Below are 1,325 nucleotides of genomic sequence, written 5' to 3'. Positions count from 1 at the left end.
CAGTAGTGTCCGGCTTATTTGATGCTGAAGGGCGGCAACGCCAGTATTGAAGCGGGTTTCAGAGGATTCATGGGTGTCCACGATTTGAATTTCGTTTAGCTCATTTGCGATGCTCGCGGGTTTCAACAACCCGGAGTGGCGCATGAATGTGGGCAAGACGCTGTTCGCACAGGTAATGGAGTTCGTGCCTTGGAAGACCTTCTCGCGCATCATCGACCGCCACGATGGCGATGCAGGTGTTCGCACCCTGGGATGCGCGGACCTGTTTCGCGTCATGGCGTTTTCCCAGCTCACATGGCGCGAATCGCTGCGCGACATCGAAGCCTGCCTGGCCGCCAATCGTGGCAAGCTATTTCACATGGGTTTGAAGGCACCCCCAGCACGCTCGACGTTGGCCGATGCGTTGAACTCGCGCGACTGGCGGATTTACCATGCGCTGGCGCAGCGGCTGATCGTGCGGGCCAGAGCCCTGTATGCCCAAGAGCCAACGGTGCTCGATCTCGATGCCAGTGTGTACGCCTTGGACGCCACCACCATCGACCTGTGCCTGAGCTTGTTCGACTGGGCGCCGTTTCGTTCGACCAAGGCCGCCATCAAGCTGCACACGCTGCTGGACCTGCGCGGTGCCATTCCCGCGTTCATTCACATCAGCGACGGCAAACTCCACGACGTCAACGTACTCGACATCCTGCCTGTCGAGGCGGGCGCTTTTTACGTGATGGATCGTGGATACGTCGACTTTGCTCGCCTGTATGCCATGCATCAGGCTGGCGCATTCTTCGTCACCCGAGCCAAAGCGGGCATGGATGCTCGGCGCGTGTACTCCGATCCCGTCAATCGCAGCACAGGCATCATCTGCGACCAGCGCGTAATGCTCAACGGCCATTACTCGGCCAAGAAGTACCCTGAGCACCTGCGGCGCATCCGATTCAAAGACCCCGAATCGGGCAAGACGCTGGTCTTTCTGAGCAACAACACGACGCTGCCAGCCTTGTCGATTGCCGCGCTCTACAAAAGTCGCTGGCAGGTCGAGCTGTTCTTCAAATGGATCAAGCAGCACCTGCGTATCAAGCGGTTCCTGGGTACTAGCGAGAACGCCGTCAAGACACAGATCTGGTGCGCCGTGTCCACCTACGTGCTCATTGCCATCGTCAAGAAGGAGCTTCATCTCGATGCTTCGCTCTACACATGTCTACAGATCTTGTCAGTGTCAGTTTTTGAGAAAACCCAGATTTCATGCGCCTTGCAGGCCGACCGATCCCAATCCATTGAGACACCCATCGCTAACCAGTTGAATTTGTTCAACTTTTAACCGGACACTACTG

At 57.1% G+C, this 1,325-nt stretch carries 1 protein-coding gene; it reads left to right on the top strand.

All coding sequences use genetic code 11. From position 1 onward, the window contains the following. Positions 1–142: 142 nt before the first annotated feature. Complete coding sequence (locus DTW89_RS19055; RefSeq protein WP_114657074.1) at positions 143–1,312, top strand: IS4 family transposase; 1,170 nt, start codon at positions 143–145, stop codon at positions 1,310–1,312. Positions 1,313–1,325: the final 13 nt, after the last annotated feature.

The organism is Acidovorax sp. BoFeN1 (genome assembly GCF_003345135.1).
Classification (GTDB): domain Bacteria; phylum Pseudomonadota; class Gammaproteobacteria; order Burkholderiales; family Burkholderiaceae_C; genus Acidovorax; species Acidovorax defluvii.
The sequence above is the reverse complement of the archived record's forward strand: the minus strand, read 5'-3'. Positions and strand labels throughout refer to the sequence as shown.